21 protein-coding genes and 1 riboswitch are annotated in these 16,313 nt (G+C 45.5%); of the genes, 6 read left to right on the top strand and 15 right to left on the bottom strand.

Going from position 1 to position 16,313, the window contains the following annotated elements; translation table 11 throughout:
• Nucleotides 1–27: 27 nt before the first annotated feature.
• A riboswitch (SAM riboswitch) is annotated at nucleotides 28–134 on the bottom strand.
• A gap of 114 nt (nucleotides 135–248) precedes the next feature.
• The 9 genes from NYE22_RS04190 to NYE22_RS04150 all read right to left on the bottom strand — a co-directional run bounded on the left by NYE22_RS04190 (nucleotide 249) and on the right by NYE22_RS04150 (nucleotide 8,025).
• On the bottom strand, nucleotides 249–593 hold the full coding sequence (locus NYE22_RS04190) for an SCP2 sterol-binding domain-containing protein (RefSeq protein WP_003228587.1): 345 nt from the start codon (nucleotides 591–593) through the stop codon (nucleotides 249–251).
• A gap of 106 nt (nucleotides 594–699) precedes the next feature.
• Nucleotides 700–1,020, bottom strand: coding sequence for a thioredoxin family protein (locus NYE22_RS04185; protein ID WP_257436930.1), 321 nt, complete (start codon nucleotides 1,018–1,020; stop codon nucleotides 700–702).
• Nucleotide 1,021: 1 nt separating this feature from the next.
• Nucleotides 1,022–1,384 (bottom strand): toprim domain-containing protein, encoded by a 363-nt coding sequence (locus NYE22_RS04180; protein WP_342412766.1) that lies wholly within the window; start codon nucleotides 1,382–1,384, stop codon nucleotides 1,022–1,024.
• 77 nt (nucleotides 1,385–1,461) lie between these two features.
• Nucleotides 1,462–1,698 (bottom strand): YusG family protein, encoded by a 237-nt coding sequence (locus NYE22_RS04175; protein ID WP_003228581.1) that lies wholly within the window; start codon nucleotides 1,696–1,698, stop codon nucleotides 1,462–1,464.
• Between the two features lie 55 nt (nucleotides 1,699–1,753).
• Complete coding sequence (gene gcvH / locus NYE22_RS04170; RefSeq protein WP_003222781.1) at nucleotides 1,754–2,137, bottom strand: glycine cleavage system protein GcvH; 384 nt, start codon at nucleotides 2,135–2,137, stop codon at nucleotides 1,754–1,756.
• Between the two features lie 66 nt (nucleotides 2,138–2,203).
• Complete coding sequence (locus NYE22_RS04165) at nucleotides 2,204–2,560, bottom strand: arsenate reductase family protein (RefSeq protein ID WP_003222779.1); 357 nt, start codon at nucleotides 2,558–2,560, stop codon at nucleotides 2,204–2,206.
• Nucleotides 2,561–2,670: 110 nt separating this feature from the next.
• A complete protein-coding gene (gene fadE, locus NYE22_RS04160) occupies nucleotides 2,671–4,455 on the bottom strand; it encodes an acyl-CoA dehydrogenase FadE (RefSeq protein WP_342412317.1) in 1,785 nt (594 codons plus the stop codon).
• A gap of 14 nt (nucleotides 4,456–4,469) precedes the next feature.
• Nucleotides 4,470–5,645 carry an acetyl-CoA C-acetyltransferase gene (locus tag NYE22_RS04155; protein ID WP_029318441.1) on the bottom strand — a complete coding sequence of 392 codons (1,176 nt, stop codon included), beginning with the start codon at nucleotides 5,643–5,645 and terminating at the stop codon, nucleotides 4,470–4,472.
• A 10-nt stretch (nucleotides 5,646–5,655) separates the two neighbouring features.
• Entirely contained in the window at nucleotides 5,656–8,025 is a 2,370-nt protein-coding gene (locus tag NYE22_RS04150; protein ID WP_342412316.1) for a 3-hydroxyacyl-CoA dehydrogenase NAD-binding domain-containing protein, read from the bottom strand.
• 174 nt (nucleotides 8,026–8,199) lie between these two features.
• Between NYE22_RS04150 and NYE22_RS04145 the strand changes: the two genes are divergently transcribed.
• Nucleotides 8,200–8,346, top strand: a complete 147-nt coding sequence (locus NYE22_RS04145) for a YuzL family protein (RefSeq protein WP_003240817.1) — start codon at nucleotides 8,200–8,202, stop codon at nucleotides 8,344–8,346.
• A 24-nt stretch (nucleotides 8,347–8,370) separates the two neighbouring features.
• Here NYE22_RS04145 and NYE22_RS04140 read toward each other — a convergent pair whose 3' ends face one another.
• A complete protein-coding gene (locus NYE22_RS04140) occupies nucleotides 8,371–9,279 on the bottom strand; it encodes a proline dehydrogenase (RefSeq protein ID WP_342412315.1) in 909 nt (302 codons plus the stop codon).
• A 93-nt stretch (nucleotides 9,280–9,372) separates the two neighbouring features.
• Between NYE22_RS04140 and NYE22_RS04135 the strand changes: the two genes are divergently transcribed.
• The 4 genes from NYE22_RS04135 (at nucleotide 9,373) to mdtP (ending at nucleotide 12,211) form a co-directional block, all read left to right on the top strand.
• Complete coding sequence (locus NYE22_RS04135; protein WP_014480799.1) at nucleotides 9,373–9,618, top strand: hypothetical protein; 246 nt, start codon at nucleotides 9,373–9,375, stop codon at nucleotides 9,616–9,618.
• A 12-nt stretch (nucleotides 9,619–9,630) separates the two neighbouring features.
• Complete coding sequence (locus NYE22_RS04130) at nucleotides 9,631–9,963, top strand: spore coat protein (protein ID WP_003222766.1); 333 nt, start codon at nucleotides 9,631–9,633, stop codon at nucleotides 9,961–9,963.
• A gap of 158 nt (nucleotides 9,964–10,121) precedes the next feature.
• A complete protein-coding gene (gene mdtR / locus NYE22_RS04125) occupies nucleotides 10,122–10,589 on the top strand; it encodes a MarR family transcriptional regulator MdtR (RefSeq protein WP_014480800.1) in 468 nt (155 codons plus the stop codon).
• A complete protein-coding gene (gene mdtP, locus NYE22_RS04120) occupies nucleotides 10,586–12,211 on the top strand; it encodes a multidrug efflux MFS transporter MdtP (RefSeq protein WP_003228559.1) in 1,626 nt (541 codons plus the stop codon). The genes mdtR and mdtP overlap by 4 nt, the downstream gene beginning before the upstream one ends.
• A 35-nt stretch (nucleotides 12,212–12,246) precedes the next feature.
• Here the strand turns inward: mdtP and NYE22_RS04115 are convergent, their stop codons facing one another.
• On the bottom strand, nucleotides 12,247–12,630 hold the full coding sequence (locus NYE22_RS04115; RefSeq protein WP_015251261.1) for a tautomerase family protein: 384 nt from the start codon (nucleotides 12,628–12,630) through the stop codon (nucleotides 12,247–12,249).
• Between the two features lie 18 nt (nucleotides 12,631–12,648).
• Nucleotides 12,649–13,389, bottom strand: a complete 741-nt coding sequence (locus tag NYE22_RS04110) for an SDR family NAD(P)-dependent oxidoreductase (protein ID WP_021480566.1) — start codon at nucleotides 13,387–13,389, stop codon at nucleotides 12,649–12,651.
• A 133-nt stretch (nucleotides 13,390–13,522) separates the two neighbouring features.
• On the opposite strand from NYE22_RS04110, the gene NYE22_RS04105 reads away from it, so the two are divergent.
• Nucleotides 13,523–14,410, top strand: a complete 888-nt coding sequence (locus tag NYE22_RS04105) for a LysR family transcriptional regulator (RefSeq protein ID WP_342412314.1) — start codon at nucleotides 13,523–13,525, stop codon at nucleotides 14,408–14,410.
• 19 nt (nucleotides 14,411–14,429) lie between these two features.
• Here NYE22_RS04105 and NYE22_RS04100 read toward each other — a convergent pair whose 3' ends face one another.
• The 3 genes from NYE22_RS04100 to NYE22_RS04090 form a co-directional block, all read right to left on the bottom strand.
• Nucleotides 14,430–14,717: a YusU family protein gene (locus tag NYE22_RS04100; RefSeq protein WP_021480568.1), complete on the bottom strand. Its 288-nt coding sequence runs from the start codon at nucleotides 14,715–14,717 to the stop codon at nucleotides 14,430–14,432.
• A 24-nt stretch (nucleotides 14,718–14,741) separates the two neighbouring features.
• The gene (locus NYE22_RS04095; RefSeq protein WP_080265401.1) at nucleotides 14,742–15,569 is read right to left on the bottom strand and encodes an ABC transporter ATP-binding protein; all 828 of its coding nucleotides are present in this window, start codon (nucleotides 15,567–15,569) and stop codon (nucleotides 14,742–14,744) included.
• Between the two features lie 217 nt (nucleotides 15,570–15,786).
• A complete protein-coding gene (locus NYE22_RS04090; RefSeq protein ID WP_342412313.1) occupies nucleotides 15,787–16,224 on the bottom strand; it encodes a YusW family protein in 438 nt (145 codons plus the stop codon).
• Between the last annotated feature and the right edge of the window lie 89 nt (nucleotides 16,225–16,313).

The raw sequence follows: 16,313 nt of genomic DNA, 5'->3' as shown, positions 1-16,313 counted from the left end.
GCAGAAAGGCTTATATAAAATGCCTTTCTCTCATCTTTCAAAGCTGAACGCTTCGTGTGAATTGGCACCATTTCAACAGCGTTGATGGTTGCCGGGCTTCATAGGGCACTTCCCTCCACCTCTCTTGATAAGAGAAATATATAGTCTTTTTCGTCCGGAAATTCTTAATGTAGAATAGCACGGCGAATGATTAAATGTCAATAAAATAAATGATGTCAACTTTTACTATTATAATAATTTATTATTTTTTAATTTTTTAAAATCCTCTGAAAAAATCCATTTGTCAGCCAGAGAATGGCTTCCAGTTTTAACAGGGCCCTGAATGACCCCTTTACTTTGAGGCTTCCGCTCTGAATCAGGTGCTGAAGGGAAATGTCTCCGTGCAATAAATCAATAATTTCCGTTTGGTTTCCGTAAAAGGTCAGGTTGGACGTTTGGGGCGGAGAAACTTTTTTCATTTCTCCCTGTTCGTTTATTGAGACGGTTAAGGCTTCTGCTTCTCCTTGGAAGGTAATGAGCAATGTTGAGGCATTCAAAAGGGGTTTTAAAAACAGATGCTGATACTCATCTTCTAAAACTTCCGCTTTCTCCATATGTACAACCTCCTATTTGTTGGTCATACATACACATTTCTCTCTTTGTCGCAAGAACCCCTTTATAAAACGAACGACAATTTCATTGGATATGCTGAGAAATATGTCATAAATGGGATGCGGAAGATGATTTTTGTTTGATCAGCTCATATAAATAAGAAACGGAATGAAATGCATATCCTCTTTCGACCACCTTTCCGCCTTTAAACAGCAGAAAACAAGGGACGCTTTCAATTTGATACGCTTTTGCGAATTTCGGAGAGTAATTGACATTGTTTTGATAGAAGGCGACATCCGGCAGCATTTCTTTCACCACTGTCAGCATTTTGCTTGCAAGCTGGCAGGTGCCGCAAAACGGAGTATATAAATATAGAAGGTACACATCATCTTCAATGTGATCAAGTTCGTGTTCTTGGAGTTCTTTCATGCTATACACCTCGGGACTTTCTTTCAAGAAAAATAGTATGGACATTCAGATTCGCACGCAGCAATACAGAGGCGACATGGTGCCTGGGCGCAGCCGCTACTTCCTTATAGGCTCTGTCGATATGGAGATGGCAGGCTTCATTAAATTCACGCTTCAGCTGTTTTCTCAATTTCTCACCTGATTCATCAGCATCAACTAATATATAGACGTCTTTATCATAAAGCTCGTCAGCCAATTCCTCGAGCCTCAGCTGGCTGATTGTTCCGTTTGTGCTGATAATGCGCACCGGTTCATTCAGGACGCTTTCGATTTTCTCTTTATCTGATTTCCCCTCGACAATCATAACCTTTTCCAGCTCATCCATCTTCATCTTGTTCACCTGCCGCGTCAAATTTGAAACGTTCAGATTGTAAAAGAAGGCAGTGAAATTCACCGCCAACATTAACACCAGCCGTTTTCGTAGTCACAATCTACATATTTTGCGTCGTCTCCAGAGACCACATCGGCTGTCTTATAAAATTTCTCATTTTCAAAGGAATAACCGGACTTAAGCTCATATTCATTCATGCTTGTCATTTGGCCGATCATCTCATTATCATGATATAACGAGAGCCGGCCATTTTGAAAGCGGCCTGTCACGTCATTGGTGACATCGAGCTTTTGTTTGTCGAAAGCCATATTGGACACCTCCCATAACGTTAGCGTGTCCAATTGCTTTTACGGCTATCCTGTTTTAGTCTTCTTGTGTCATCTCTTCGTATTGCTCTGCTGTCATCAGTTTTTCAATTTCAGAAGCGTCAGATGGCTCAACGACGATCATCCATGCTTTTTCGTACGGAGATTCGTTGACGAATTCCGGACTGTCATCAAGATCTTCGTTTACTTCCACAACCGTTCCGTTAATCGGTGCATAAAGCTCAGATACCGTTTTAACGGATTCAACACTGCCGAATGGCTCGTCCGCTTTGATTTCAGCGCCCACTTCAGGAAGTTCGACAAACACGATGTCGCCTAGTTCGGACTGGGCAAAATGCGTAATTCCGATTCTGGCTTTTTCTCCTTCAACTTTTACCCACTCGTGTTCTCCTGAGTAACGCAAATCTTTTGGTATGCTCAATTGAATCCCTCCATTTTTTACAGCACTACAATAAGAAGATACCACACTTTTCAAAAAAAATTTACATTAAGCCCAGTTTTCTTCAAATTGGTCTTCTTTAAATCCGACAGTCACTTTTTCACCGTCTGTTGTAAGCGGGCGTTTGATCAGCATACCATCTGAAGCCAGCAGCTCGAGCTGTTCGTCCTCTGACATGTGATACAGCTTTTCCTTGAGATTGAGTTCGCGGTATTTCATGCCGCTCGTGTTGAAAAATTTCTTGAGATCCAGCCCGCTTTTTTCATAAAGCGCTTTTAATTCTTCTTTGCTTGGCGGCTGCTCAGCAATATGTATTTCGTTTATTTCTTTTCCATGCTCTTCAAGCCACTTCTTTGCTTTGCGGCACGTTCCGCATTTAGGGTACCAGTAAAAAGTTAAGGACATCTTCTTCCCCCTCAATAAAATAATCGAGGTTATTTTAACACAGTTTGTTTTAAAAACCTAAAACAGTGCTTCTTAAAAAAGAGCTCCGCGCATTCGGAGCTCTTGGCCAATCAGACAGTATATTTCTCAGCCTCAAAAATGCCTGCCGCCGCCTCGCGTTTTTTCTGAATCACGTTTTTAGGCGTTACGCGCGTCAGCTTGCGCAGAGCGGAAAGCATCATGCGGAGTGAATCTCCTTCTTCCATTGCGATAAGGGATTCCTTCGCATGCGCTTCAATTTCGTTAAAGGCCTCTTGAACGAAAATTTCTGTGTACAGCACCTTTTGCGCTGCTTTTTCAGCGCCTTGTGCGGCAATGGCCTTTTCCGTTCTGAGCACGGCTGATTCCATTGCGTATACATTGCTGACGATATCCGCTACGTTCACGAGAATTTCTTGCTCACGATCGATCGCTTTTCCGTATTTTTGCGCGGCTAGGCCGGCAGCAAACAACGCAATTTTTTTGGCTTGCTTGACGATATATTTCTCCTGCTCTAAGACGCCGCTTCCAGGCTCTTCAGGCATAAGCATCATGAGTTCTTCCTGCAGTGACTGTGCTTTTTCAAATAGAGGCAGTTCGCCTTTAAGCGCTTTTTTCAGGAAGGTGCTTGGCACGATTAACCGGTTGATTTCGTTTGTGCCTTCAAAAATCCGATTGATCCTTGAATCCCTATAGGCCCTTTCTACTTCGTACTCCTGCATAAAGCCGTAGCCTCCATGAATCTGCACGCCTTCATCAACGATATAATCAAGCGTTTCAGAGCCGAATACCTTATTCAGAGAGCATTCGATGGCGTATTCCGCAATCGATTTGGCGATTTGCCTGCCGTCCTTGAGATCTTCGGCCGTGAACTGGCTCATATTGTCTTCAAACAGCCCGACGGTTCTGTATACAGAGCTTTCCATCGCATACAGCCTTGAGGCCATTGTCCCGATTTTTTCCTGTGTTAATGAAAAACCAGCAATCGGCGTTTTAAATTGGCGGCGCTGATTTGCGTATGCCGAAGACAGCTCGATGACGCGTTTAGATGCGCCGATTGTGCCAACCGCCAGTTTGTAACGGCCGATGTTTAAAATATTAAAGGCGATGACATGCCCTTTGCCGATTTCTCCGAGCAGGTTTTCCTTTGGCACTTCAGCTTGATCCAGAATGAGAGTTCTTGTCGATGATCCCTTGATTCCCATTTTCTTTTCTTCCGGTCCCGTGGAGACACCCGGGAACTCTTTTTCTACAATAAAGGCTGAAAACTTGTCGCCGTCTACCTTAGCATAAACCACAAATACATCGGCAAAAGCAGAGTTGGTAATCCACTGTTTTTCCCCTGTTAATACATAATGGGTTCCTGCTTCATTCAGCACAGCTGTTGTTTTTGCTCCAAGTGCATCAGACCCAGAGCCAGGCTCAGTCAGAGCATAAGCGGCGATCTTTTCGCCTGAAGCGAGTCCAGGCAAATATTTTTTCTTTTGTTCTTCTGACCCGAAAAAGACGATCGGCAAGGAACCGATACCGACATGCGCGCCATAAGAAAGAGAAAAGCTTCCCGCACGCGAAAATTTCTCAGTGATGAGTGCCGAGCTGATTTTATCTAGGCCGAGTCCTCCGTATTCTTCCGGCACATCGGCGCCAAGCAGCCCTAGTTCGCCCGCTTTCTTCAACAGTCTGACAGAATGCTCGAATTGATGGTTTTCGATATCCTCTATATGAGGAAGAACATCTTGCTCGATGTAATCCTCTGTTGTTTTCGCAATCATTTTATGCTCGTCAGTGAAATCCTCCGGTGTATACATTTGATCGTATGTGACATCCTCGATTAAAAATCCGCCGCCTTTTTGTACTTCAGCCGCTTTTTTTGCCATTTGTTTTTCCCCCTTTAGCATAATTCAAATACACCGGCCGCTCCCATCCCGCCGCCGATACACATGGTCACGACTCCAAATTGCTCGTTTCTCCGTTTCATTTCATGGATGAGTGAGAGTGTAAGCTTTGTGCCTGTACAGCCAAGCGGGTGTCCAAGCGCGATTGCACCCCCGTTGACATTCACTTTTTCTTCATCAATTCCCAATTCCCTGATTACTTGAATGGCCTGTGAGGCAAAAGCTTCATTCAGTTCAAACAAGCCGATGTCCTGCAGCTGAAGTCCGGCAAGCTTCAAAGCGCGCGGAATCGCTTCCACCGGTCCGATTCCCATCACTTCCGGCGGCACGCCGCCTACCGCAAAGGAGCGGAATTTCACAAGCGGCGCCAGGCCAAGAGCATCGGCTTTTTCCCGGTCCATCAGCATGACAGCCGCCGCTCCGTCACTCGTTTGCGAGGAATTGCCCGCAGTCACCGTCCCGTCAACGGAAAAGGCCGGGCGCAATGTCGATAAGATGTCTGCAGTCGTTTGCGGGCGAACACCTTCATCCTGAGAAAATACAAATTGTTTTTCCTGAGGCTTATGGTTTTCTCCAATTTCTGTCACCGTCACTTCTACGGGTACAATTTCATCTTTAAATTTTCCTTCTGCAAGGGCTTTAGCGGCGTTTTGGTGGCTGCGAACGGCAAACGCGTCTTGATCCTCACGGGAGACGCCGTATTTTTTCGCGACTTGCTCGGCTGTGTGGCCCATGCTCATATAATATTCCGGTGCCTTTTCTGCCAAAGCAAGGTTCGGACGGGTAACATGCCCCATCATCGGAACTTGCGACATGGATTCAGCTCCGCCGGCGATCGCTGTATCGTAGGCGCCCAGCATAATTTTTTCTGCTGCATATGCAATAGACTGAAGTCCTGAAGAGCAATAACGGTTAACTGTAATCGCCGGAACCGTGTACGGCAGGCCCGCGAGCGCACCGATATTTCTCGCCATATTAAGCCCCTGCTCCGCTTCAGGCGTTGCACAGCCAATAATCAAGTCATCAATATTGCCTTCGTAGCCGCCTGCCCGTTTCAGCGTTTCTTTTACACAAATCGCTCCCAAATCATCCGGGCGAACGGTGGCCAACGATCCTTTTTTTGCTTTCCCAACCGGTGTTCTTGCACCTGATACAATGACTGCCTCTTTCATAAGCTCCCTCCTAATTCCGTAAAGGTTTACCTTTCACAAGCATATGCTGCATTCTCGCTTGAGATTTTGCCTCTCCCGCCAAACTTAAAAACGCTTCTCTTTCGATCTCCAATAAATACTCTTCATCAACCTCTGTACCGAACGGCACTTTTCCGCCCGCAATGACATAAGCGAGTTTTTTCGCAATCTTGAAATCATGCTCAGATATATAGCCGGACAGTTTCATCTGCTCAGCGCCAAGCAATAGTGCTGCATAACCGGTTTCTCCCGGCACCTTGACCTTTTCTTTTACAGGCGGCCGCCAGCCGGTATCGTATAAAGATGCAGCCAGCTGCTTCGCATCGTACAGCAGGTGGTCTTGATTCACGCTGATGTGATCCGTTTCTTTTAAAATGTTCATCTCACGAGCCTCTTGGGCGGAAGCGGACACTTTCGCCATCGCGATTGTTTCAAATGTTTTCATTGCCGCATTCATCGGATCAAGGCCACGGCGTAGATGATTGATGTACAGCTCTTTGTTTCCCCCTCCGCCAGGGATGAGGCCGACACCTGATTCAACAAGACCCATATAGGCTTCGCTTGCCGCTTGAGTACGCGCCGCAGGCAGGCATACTTCCGTTCCTCCGCCGAGCGTCATGCCAAATGGCGCGGCGACGACCGGTTTCGCACTGTATTTGATCTTCATCATCGTCTCCTGAAAACGGCGGATCACAAAATCAACTTCCAAAAAGTTGTCATCTTGGACTTCCATTAAGATCATGGCGAGATTCGCGCCGACGCAGAAATTTTTACCTTGATTGCCGATGACAAGCCCCTTGTAATTCCGTTCTGTTTCCTCTAATCCTTTGTTGATCATTTGAATGATATCGAGGCCGATCGCATTGCTTTTCGAATGAAATTCAAGAAGGGCCACATCATCTCCAAGGTCAATTAAGCTTGCTCCGCTGTTTTTCGCAATCACGCCTTTTGTTTCTTTAAGTGCTTGTAAATGAATTCGTTTTTTGTTTTCTTTCACGGCTCTGTATTCGCCGCGGTCATAATAAAATACCGTTCCGTTCTCTTTGATGTAGAAGGTTTCATTTCCTTTGTCCAGCATCTCTTTTATCCAGCCAGGCATATCTGCTCCAAGCTGCTCAAGCTTTTCCGCTGACTGCTTGAGGCCGATGGCGTCCCACATCTCAAAAGGTCCCAGTTCCCAGCCGAATCCCCACTTCATGGCTTGGTCAATCGCATGAATATCATCGGCAATCTCGCCAAGCAGCTCGGCTGAGTAAAGCAGGGTTTGAGAAGTGATATTCCACAGCAAACGGCCGGCCCTGTCATCCGAATAAATAAGCGCTTTCATTTTGGCTTTTGTCCCTTTTGCCTGTTTTGCCGCTTCAAGTGCCGGTGATTTCATTTTTGTCCGCTCGCCGTAAGTAAGCGTCACTGGGTCAAGCTCATAAATCGTTTTTCCTTCTTTTTTATAAAAGCCTTGGCCGGCCTTGCTTCCGATCCACCCTTTTTCCAGCATATCGTTCATGAAGCTTGGAAGGCGAAACACTTCTTTCTCATCGCCATCAGCTTTGTCATACACATTTCGGGCAACGTGGGCGAATGTATCGAGACCGACCACATCAAGCGTTCTAAAGGTGGCGCTTTTCGGCCTGCCGATCAGCGGTCCTGTGATCGAATCAACCTCCCCGACCTGATATCCGCCTTTCAGCATTTCTTGGACTGTCACAAGAAGCCCATACGTTCCGATGCGGTTCGCAATAAAGTTCGGTGTGTCCTTTGCTGTAACAACGCCTTTCCCGAGGACATTTTCTCCGAAAGCTGTCATAAACTTTAAAATATCAGGATCCGTTTCCTTAATCGGAATGATCTCCAGCAGCTTTAAATATCGTGCGGGATTAAAAAAATGCGTTCCAAGAAAATGGGCTTTAAAATCATCCGACCGGCCTTCAGCCATTTCCTGCACTGATATGCCGGATGTGTTGCTTGAAACGATGCTTCCAGTCTTTCGATGTTCATCCACAAGAGCGAAAATTTTCTTTTTGACTTCAAGGTTTTCGACAACGACCTCAATAATCCAATCTGCTTCTTTCAGTTTTTCTGCATCATCCTCCAGATTGCCCGGTATAATATAGGAGGTATTTTTCGCTGATGTGAGGGGAGCGGGCTTTTGTTTCAGCAGTTTTTTCACCGCCTGCCGGCTCAGCCTGCTGCGCACCTCCGGACTGTCCTTCGTCAGCCCCTTTTTTTCCTCTTCCTTTGTCAAATCGTTCGGCACAATATCTAGCAGCAGGACAGGAATTCCGATGTTAGCCAAATGCGCCGCTATCCCGGAACCCATTACCCCCGATCCTAAAACGGCTGCCTTCCGAATGTGTTTGTGCATGAGATATCCCCCTTGAACATTGAATGAATAGTCATTCATTTTTTGACCAAAAAAAATGAAACCCGTTTCTTCTTTCATCTTAAAAGATTTCCGGTTCGACTTCAATAGCTAATTTGTTATTTTTTTGTATGAAGCCTATAAAAGTCGGGCAACTTAAGTCCGGAGGTGAAGGGAATGGTACGAGAGAAAAAAAATCCGTCTTCAGCGGCAGTCAGCGCGGCGAGCGTAAAAGGAGATGCCGGTCCGACTCAGCATTACGGCGGCGGAAAACGGACAAGTCAAAATCAGCAGTATAAAAAACATAACATGGAACAATCATAATGCAGCTGCTTCCCGCGGCTGCTTTCACTTTTTCAAAATTCCTTTTAACACAAACGCTGCATTGGCAGGCCGTTCGGCAATTCTTCTCATAAAGTAGCTGAACCAGTCCGTTCCATATGGGACATACACACGCATTCTGTAGCCTTCCTTGGCGAGTTCCTTCTGACGCTCCGGCCTGATGCCGTATAGCATTTGAAACTCAAATTGCGACGCGGGGATTTGATGTTCGGCGACGAGCTGTTTCGTAAATGCAATGATGTCATCGTCATGTGTGGCGACAGCCGTGTAGTTCCCGCTTAACAACTGCAGCTTTATTAAGCTCTGAAAATGAAGGTCCGTGCCTCTTTTGTCGGGAAACGCTACAGCCGCAGATTCTTTATAAGCGCCTTTTACAAGTCTGAGATTCGGCTTTAAGTGCCGCATCTTTCTGATATCTTCTGCTGCCCGGTACAGATACGCCTGAATGACCGTGCCGAGCTTCTCAAATTCCTGTTTGCATTGCCTGTAAATAGAAAGTGTCTGTTCATAATGAGAATAGTCTTCCATATCAATGGTCACAGCAACATCATATTGCTTCGCAACGGAAAGAATGGCGCGCAAATGAGTAAGAGCAAGTTCTTCTGAAAGATCGAGCCCGATTGAGGTCAGCTTAAGTGAAAGCTCTGAGTCCAATTGATGTTCGGCAATGGCTTGAATGGCTTTCTTGCATTCCTCTGCGACTTGGTTTGCTTCTTTTTCCGAAGCTGCATACTCGCCTAAATAATCAATTGTTGCACACAAACCGGATCTGTTTAGCCTTTTGACGGTCTTAACCGCCGATTCAATCGTATCCCCTGCGACAAACCTTCGTGCTCCAAGCCGCGTTCCGTATGCTTTTGCGAACTTGGTAAGTGTTTTATTTTGAGATAAGAATAAAAACACATGTCTCAACATCCGACTCCCTCCCGCCGTCATCTTCAAAACCCTGTATATAACTCCCAGTCTGAAGGAAACTATAAAATGAACAGAAACCAAAGGAGGATCACAATGGATAATCAGCAGCAATCTCAAATGCCGCCTTCCGTTATTTCGACAAAGGATCATTTGTATCTCAATGACATGCTGAACTGGAATTTGCTCGCGATGAAAAAAGCGCATTTCATGGCGCAGCAGTGCCAGGATCAAACGTTAAAGCAAGAACTCGACCGCATCGGACACATGCATCATGATCACTATCAAAGAATATTAAAGCACCTGCAGCCAGGCCAGCAGCAGTCCGGCTACATCCAATAAGGAGGCGCCAGAATGAATCAGCAAAATCAAAAAATCAGCAATCCGCAGACACCTGTACCGACAACATCGGAAATGAATGACAGAGATTTCGTCAACGAATTGCTGACAACCGAAAAATACATGACAACAGCTTATTGCACTGCCTTGCACGAATTCAGCCACGAGTCTCTTTATCAGGATATTCAATCCATTTTTGATGAGTCACAAAAAGCGCAAAGAAAACTATATGATCTCATGTTCCAATATGGATGGTATTCTGTTGAAGCGGAGGATGCACAAAAGCTGCAGCAGTCCTATCAAAAATTCCAGCAGACCATTCAGCAGCAGTCTCCTTATCAGCAATAACAATATCAGTAAAAAGGATACGATGTTCTTTCAGGCATCTATCCTTTTTTTGTGTAAAATCAGTTGACTTTTCATTTACGCTTATTTATATTTAATAAGCATTAACTATTTTGTCATTAAAATATATATACAGTGTATGTAACAGAGGGGAAATGAATATGAAGAGTGCGGATCAGTTAATGTCCGATATTCAATTATCGCTTCAGGCGCTCTTTCAAAAGATACAGCCTGAAATGCTGGAAAGCATGGAGAAACAAGGTGTCACCCCAGCGCAGCTGTTTGTGCTGGCCAGCCTAAAGAAACACGGCAGCCTCAAAATTTCTGAAATTGCCGAGCGTATGGAGGTGAAGCCAAGCGCGGTGACGCTGATGGCAGATCGCCTTGAACAAAAAAATCTTATCGCCAGAACACACAACACAAAAGACAGGCGAGTGATTGATCTCAGTCTTACTGACGAAGGAGACAGAAAGTTCGAGGAGGTTTTGGCAGGCAGAAAAGCCATTATGGCGCGCTATCTTTCCTTTTTGACGGAGGAGGAGATGCTGCAAGCGGCGCATATTACAGCAAAGCTCGCACAAGCAGCAGAAACGGATGAAAAGCAAAACATGAAAAGAGGAAACGGATGAAAATGAGTAAAGAAGGCAAACAATCAAAACGAACGTTATTAATAACAGGCTTAATTATTGCCATGTTTTTTTCAGCCCTTGACGGTACCATTGTCGGAACGGCCATGCCGAAAATTGTCGGTGATCTGGGCGGTTTGAGCATGATGACCTGGCTGACAACTGCATATTTGTTAACATCAACAACCATTGTTCCAATTGCCGGTAAACTGGCTGATTTATTGGGACGCCGCATTGTCTATGTATCAGGTTTGATTATTTTTATGGCCGCTTCTGCTTTATGCGGAATGGCCAACAACATGACAGAATTGATTATCTTCCGTGGACTGCAGGGAATCGGCGGAGGCATCATGATGCCGATGGCGATGATTGTCATCGGTGACTTATTCACAGGAAAACAACGTGCTAAATTCCAAGGTGTCTTTGGCGCAATTTACGGGCTGGCTTCAGTGATTGGGCCGCAAATCGGCGGCTGGATTGTAGACTCGTTAAACTGGAAATGGGTTTTCTATATTAATCTACCAGTCGGAATTATTGCGGTTATTTTTATTGCCAGAGGATTACAGGGACGCCAGCAGACTGGTCCGATCAACTTCGATATCGCTGGTATTTTCACAATGATTGTCGGTGTGGTCAGCCTCCTGCTCGCCTTAAGCTTTGGCGGAAAAGATTATGCATGGGATTCATGGCAGATTCTTGGGTTGTTCGCTCTCGCACTGATCGGCATTGTCAGCTTTATCATCGTAGAATCAAAAGCAAAAGAGCCAATCCTGCCAATGTATTTATTTAAAAACAGAACATTTACATTTCTAAACTTGATCGGCTTCTTTATGAGTATCGGTATGTTTGGCGCCATTACGTTTGTTCCTTTCTTTATGCAAGGAATTGTCGGTGTAAGTGCGTCTGAATCGGGTACAATTATGACACCGATGATGATTTCTATGATTATCACAAGTATCATCGGCGGACAGCTTGTTTATAAAATCGGGATTAAACCGCAAATCATTACAGGCATGCTGGTTATGGCCGGCGGATTCCTGCTGTTAACGACATTGGATCTCGACACGAGCAAGCTTGTCGCTACATCTTTTATGGCGATTATTGGTCTGGGAATGGGTCTTGTTATGCCGATTCTGACATTGGCTTTACAGGAAAGCTTTTCGAAGGAGGAGCTTGGAGTTGTCACTTCATCCAGCCAATTCTTCCGTTCTATCGGCGGAACATTCGGCATTACCATGCTGGGAGCCGTAATGAATGCGAGATCAGGAAATCTATTAACAGATAAATTGGTTCCATATTTAGACTCTCTTCCGGCACAGGCAAGCTCGTTTGCCGCCCAGCTAAAGGGTATGATTGATACAAATCCGCAAGGGCTGCTGCAATCACTGTTCAGTCCGGACGCGGTCAAACAAATCCCTGCGGCTTTCTCATCCCATATTGTGCCGATTTTAAAAACATCGTTGATGGATTCGCTCCACAGCGTGTTTTATACGGGCCTGATCTTTATCGCAGTCGGAGCCGTATTCACCTTGTTCTTAAAACCTATCAAGCTATCAAATAAGAAAGCGGAAGACCAACAAGAAAAAGAGAAGGCGGCAAAAGCCGTTGAATCACCTTCCCATTAATAGAGCACCCCGCGGGTATCAATCCGCGGGGTTTTTTATTCAATCATCTGGGCTCTTCCATTTCCGAAAGACCAATCCTCAGCCTGATTTCCGGCCAGCATGATAAACACATCTTCTTTTCTGACACCAAGCTCGGAATGAATCCGGCTCGCGATTGAGCGGTAAAGTGCTTTTTTCTGTTCAGTTGTTCTTGACTGTTTCAGTGTAAAATGAATGTATATCAGTTCATCAGTACGCTCGACTTGGAGATAAAATGGATCATAAAAAAATTCGCTTTTTTCATATTGTCTGATGACTTGAAAATAGTCATCTTCCGGCACATTGATTTCTTCAATCATCGATTGGTGGACAGTCCTGCTCAGTTTTTGAAGCCACGCTTCGCTTCTTCCCGACCGTAAATGAATCTGTACAAATGGCATCTCCCTGCACCCCTTTCTTTACAGCGTCTGTCCGCTGTCAATTGTGATAATTTGGCCTGTGAGTGATTCCTGTTCAATTAGTGAACAAATCAATTTGGCAACATCATCTGGTTCAGCAATACACTGCAGCGGCAAAGAGCCGATCATGCTTTTCATTTTTTCTTCCCGGCCGGCCCACCATCTCGTTGCCACAGCTCCTGGTGCTACACCGCTCACTCTGATTTCAGGCGCTAAGGCGTGGGCCAATGATTTCGTTAAACCGTGCACCGCCGATTTTGATACTGCATAAGGCATAGATGAGCCGGCACCAGTTACCCCTGCGATGCTGCCGACGTTTACGATCGCCCCGGCCTTGCTTTTCTTCATGAACGGAGCCACTGCCCGCGCGCAGAAAAACATCCCTTTCACATTGACGGCATACAGCTCATCCCATATGTCTTCTGTCGCAGCCTCAAGATTATCCATTGGAATATGCCGTGTAATGCTGGCATTGTTGACTAAAATATCAATCGGGCCGTATGTTTTCACGATTGATTGAACCATATCCTGCACGTCGCTGTTTTTGGATACATCTGCTTGGATGGCGAAGGCTTGCCCGCCAGCTTTTCGAATCTTTTCCACTGTTTCCTCCGCTTCTGATTGCGAGCGTGAATAATTCACCGCCACAATCGCCCCGCGCTTTGCCAATTCCATACTGGCTGCTTTTCCGATTCCTGTGCCGCCCCCCGTTACGAGAGCTATTTTGTTCAAGACATTCATTGCCGCCACTCCTTGCTGTTGACTAAAGTATATTTCTGATTCCATTGTAATCCAGCTTTGATGTTACGTATAATGATTGTTAAAGATACTAGATATCACTTAGATTGATAGCAAACGAACGGAGGAGTTCAAAATGGAAAGCGGAGATTTACGTGTGTTTCAAATGGTAGCTCGTGAAGGGACCATTACGAAAGCAGCCCTGCAGCTTGGCTATGTACAATCGAATGTCACGGCCAGAATTCAACAATTGGAAGCTGAGCTGGGTACCACACTGTTTTTGCGCCATAATCGGGGCATGACACTTTCTGCAAGCGGAAAATTGCTGCTGGACTACGCAAATAAAATTATAGGCCTGCTTGATGAAGCGTCTAAAGCGCTCTCATCCTCCGCAGAACCAAGCGGGCCGCTTATGATCGGCTCCACTCAGACAACCGCCGCGGTAAGGCTTCCAAAGCTCCTGGCATCTTATTATGAAGAACATCCAAACGTCCAGCTATCTTTAACAACAGGACATACGCGATTTCTCCTTGATAAAGTTCTTCGTTATGAATTGGATGGCGCGTTTATCGGATGCGAATGCCATCATCCTGAGCTCGAATCCTATCCTGCGTTTGAAGAAGAACCAGTAGTTGTTTCGGCTGCCTCCGTGCCCGATGTTGAGGAAGCCATCACAAAGCCGATTCTCGTTTACAGCACAGGCTGTTCGTATCGAGAAACACTTGAAAAATGGCTGCGTTCCGTCGGTGTCACACAGCCGGTCATTATGGAATTTGGGACGCTTGAAGCAATTATCGGCGGAGTTACAGCAGGTCTTGGCATCTCGTTGCTGCCAAGAACGGTTGTGCAGAAACATGAAGCAGAAGGATCAATTCGATTGTACCCGCTGCCTGAAGCGCTCAGCCAGATGAAAACAGAGTTTATTGTTCGAAAAGATTCGTTTATCAGCAGCGCGCTGAGAACCTTTATGGATTCCTTTACGCCAGATAAAACGGCTGAATCACAAAAAAGCAGTCTGCAATAATGAACAGACTGCTTTTTGGCTATTGTTTGTTTCGATGCGCTTCATTTAATTCCTTAATATGCTGAATGATCTCTTTAATGCCCTGCTTTGCATCAGGGTATGTCGCATTCCAATGCTTAGCGAGCGGAGGCATGCTTTTGGCTATATGGGTGTACAAAATCCATTGCTTCACTTCTTCTTTTAGCTCATCGTTTGTCTCACCAAGCAGAAGCTCAGTATACTTCTCCAGCAATCCATCCAGCTGCTCCTGAAGTTTTTGTTCCATTTGCCATCTTCCTTTCGAAAAAACAGCAAGGAGCTTTCTCAATTGAAAGCTCCTTCGCTGCGTTATTTATCCATGCGATGTGAAAGCCGCTTCCTGGACAATGCATCTGCCCCTGCCATGAGGAATGCAAAGAGGCGTTCCGAAGAGCGGGTCCTGTGTAACCTGACAGTTCATAGAAAATACATTTTGCACAAGATCACAAGTGATGACCTCTTCCGGACGGCCTTCTGCATAAATCCGTTTATCTTTTATGGCCACAAGATGATGCGCATAGCGGCACGCCAAGTTTAAGTCATGGAGTACCATAACAATCGTCCGGCCTTCCTTTTCATTCAGCTCAAACAGCAAATCAAGAATTTCAATTTGATGCGTCATGTCTAAATACGTCGTCGGCTCGTCAAGAAGGATGATATCCGTTTCCTGGGCAAGCGTCATCGCAATCCAAGCCCGCTGGCGCTGTCCGCCTGACAAAGAATCAACGGCGCGGTCAGCCATGTCCTCAAGCTTTGTTGCTTTAAGCGCTCTTTCAACTGCTTCCTCATCCTCTTTTGACCACTGCTTCAGCCAGTTTTGGTAAGGATATCTTCCTTGCTTCACCAGCTGATGCACCGTCAGCCCCTCAGGAGCCGAAGGACCTTGAGGCAGGATTGCGAGCTCTTTTGCGACTTCCTTCGTCGGAAGCTTGGCAATCGCTCTTCCTTCCAGCAGCACTGAACCGCCTCTCGGCTTCATCAGGCGCGCTAATGAACGTAAAAGTGTCGATTTTCCGCAGCCATTGCTGCCAATAAATACGGTAATTTCACCTTTGGGAATTGTTAAATTCAACTCATCAATAATAACGGCATCCCCGTATCCTAAGCTCAGCGTTTCTGTAGAAATTGCACTCATACCCATAACCGCTCCTTTTTGCTGGCTTTTTAGCAGCACTATGTATTGCACGTTTTCTATATACATGCTTTTAAGTCAATTATCATCAATGCAAGTGATTCCGATATTCAGCCATTTGATATGGTCATATATCCCTCATTGTAGCAGAAAACACTGACTTTGAAAATCATTTTCAATTAGTTTTATGGACATAATTGACGTTTATGGGTTTTTTATCACAAGATTACTTCTTGATTTCTCTGATGGAGCCGTCCTTCAGCTTCAATTTTAAATCGATATGATCATAATGACTGTCCAGATTAAATGCTGCCAGCACACTGTGTATCACTTCTGTTTCAGCCATTTGGTCTGTTACGGAAAGCTCGCTCAAAATCATTTTCATCTCATCCAATGCTTCTTCTCCCTCCTGATTGACACCGGAGAGCTTATCCTGTATTTCCGCTTTTTCCTGAGTTCCGTTCTTTGTATAGATTCCTTCATAACGGTTATGCTCACCATCCCCGTAGCTCACACGAAGCGAAAAATTACTGTAGGGAACGGACTTCAGCTGGGTGACGGCTGTATTTTCTCCTTCTACCTGCTGCTGGTCTTCATTGAAACGGCAGCCCGCAATCAGAACCACTGCGAGACATACAGCCCCGGCTGCTCTGATCAAATGCATATGTTTCCCCCCTGTAGGATTCCATTTATTTTAGGTATATCCAGAGAATGAAATCCTCATTCAGAGAAGAATTGAAAAAGCCGGGGCAT

Origin of the sequence: Bacillus sp. FSL K6-1560, from assembly GCF_038592935.1 — a bacterium.
Classification (GTDB): Bacteria; Bacillota; Bacilli; order Bacillales; family Bacillaceae; genus Bacillus; species Bacillus subtilis.
This window is presented reverse-complemented; position numbering and strand designations above follow the sequence as displayed.

Coding starts and splice junctions, on each gene's coding strand:
- NYE22_RS04190 (WP_003228587.1), bottom strand. CDS start 593: ATGGAGAAAGCGGAAGTTTTAGAAGATGAGTATCAGCATCTGTTTTTA.
- NYE22_RS04185 (WP_257436930.1), bottom strand. CDS start 1,020: ATGAAAGAACTCCAAGAACACGAACTTGATCACATTGAAGATGATGTG.
- NYE22_RS04180 (WP_342412766.1), bottom strand. CDS start 1,384: ATGGATGAGCTGGAAAAGGTTATGATTGTCGAGGGGAAATCAGATAAA.
- NYE22_RS04175 (WP_003228581.1), bottom strand. CDS start 1,698: ATGGCTTTCGACAAACAAAAGCTCGATGTCACCAATGACGTGACAGGC.
- NYE22_RS04165 (WP_003222779.1), bottom strand. CDS start 2,560: ATGTCCTTAACTTTTTACTGGTACCCTAAATGCGGAACGTGCCGCAAA.
- fadE (WP_342412317.1), bottom strand. CDS start 4,455: ATGGCAAAAAAAGCGGCTGAAGTACAAAAAGGCGGCGGATTTTTAATC.
- NYE22_RS04155 (WP_029318441.1), bottom strand. CDS start 5,645: ATGAAAGAGGCAGTCATTGTATCAGGTGCAAGAACACCGGTTGGGAAA.
- NYE22_RS04150 (WP_342412316.1), bottom strand. CDS start 8,025: ATGCACAAACACATTCGGAAGGCAGCCGTTTTAGGATCGGGGGTAATG.
- NYE22_RS04145 (WP_003240817.1), top strand. CDS start 8,200: ATGGTACGAGAGAAAAAAAATCCGTCTTCAGCGGCAGTCAGCGCGGCG.
- NYE22_RS04140 (WP_342412315.1), bottom strand. CDS start 9,279: ATGTTGAGACATGTGTTTTTATTCTTATCTCAAAATAAAACACTTACC.
- NYE22_RS04135 (WP_014480799.1), top strand. CDS start 9,373: ATGGATAATCAGCAGCAATCTCAAATGCCGCCTTCCGTTATTTCGACA.
- NYE22_RS04130 (WP_003222766.1), top strand. CDS start 9,631: ATGAATCAGCAAAATCAAAAAATCAGCAATCCGCAGACACCTGTACCG.
- mdtR (WP_014480800.1), top strand. CDS start 10,122: ATGAAGAGTGCGGATCAGTTAATGTCCGATATTCAATTATCGCTTCAG.
- mdtP (WP_003228559.1), top strand. CDS start 10,586: ATGAAAATGAGTAAAGAAGGCAAACAATCAAAACGAACGTTATTAATA.
- NYE22_RS04115 (WP_015251261.1), bottom strand. CDS start 12,630: ATGCCATTTGTACAGATTCATTTACGGTCGGGAAGAAGCGAAGCGTGG.
- NYE22_RS04110 (WP_021480566.1), bottom strand. CDS start 13,389: ATGAATGTCTTGAACAAAATAGCTCTCGTAACGGGGGGCGGCACAGGA.
- NYE22_RS04105 (WP_342412314.1), top strand. CDS start 13,523: ATGGAAAGCGGAGATTTACGTGTGTTTCAAATGGTAGCTCGTGAAGGG.
- NYE22_RS04095 (WP_080265401.1), bottom strand. CDS start 15,569: ATGGGTATGAGTGCAATTTCTACAGAAACGCTGAGCTTAGGATACGGG.
- NYE22_RS04090 (WP_342412313.1), bottom strand. CDS start 16,224: ATGCATTTGATCAGAGCAGCCGGGGCTGTATGTCTCGCAGTGGTTCTG.